Annotated in this window: 1 protein-coding gene; it reads right to left on the bottom strand. The window is 44.0% G+C overall.

What is annotated here, in order from left to right; genetic code table 11:
* On the bottom strand, positions 1-786 hold a 786-nt coding region (locus A3729_RS07465), incomplete at both ends, for a fibronectin type III domain-containing protein (protein WP_156497771.1).

Raw genomic sequence — 786 nt, 5'->3', positions numbered from 1 at the left:
TAAAGTGATGCTGTTACCCGTCAAACGCTCAATAACAGGCTGTGAAATAATTTCAAAACCATTAGAGACACTTTGCGATTGGGTCGTAAAAGAAGAAACGTTGCTATGAACTTGATTTCCGCTTAGGTCGCTTGATTCGACTGAGAAGTAATAAGTACTCGCAGGTAAGAGATTAGTGACGCTCAATTGGTGCTTTGCAGAAAAGCCGGGAGATGATTCGACACGGCTTAGGTTATCAGGCTCTGTGCCAATGGACACAACAGAAGATGATGATTCATCGGTACGCCAGCTAATCATCGCGTTAGTGTTTGATACATCTTCAACTAAAGCACGCCCAATAATTAATGGCGGTTCAGTATCGGAAGTAGAAGCTGTCTGGAACTGGATCTCCCGAGTTTGTGTTGCTCTATTGCCAGCGGCATCATTTGAGGCAACGGTTAAATTATATAGCGTATTAGCACTTAGCCCTGTAATCTGAACTGAATGATCGCTTACAAGCTCAGTGTTATTCTGAACCCGGTAACTAATACCATCGTTAAATGAAACTGCACTGCTAGCCGCTTCGTTTGTCGTCCATTTCACTACAGCTACTGTATCTGAAATATCAGTAACCGTTGGCCCGGCGACGATTAGAGGAGGGTTCAAGTCTGCCGCTGCTAGCGTTTTAACTCTACTAATATGGCTCTGAGTTGGGCCATTACCGCTAATATCAGTAACTTCTACTGACACCGCATAGGTCTGATTCGAGTTTAGATCACCTACAGTCAAGTTATGGCAGCGAGAGAA

Source organism: Oleiphilus sp. HI0043, from assembly GCF_001634935.1.
Note: the sequence above shows the minus strand (reverse complement) of the source record. Positions and strands in the feature narration are given on the sequence as shown.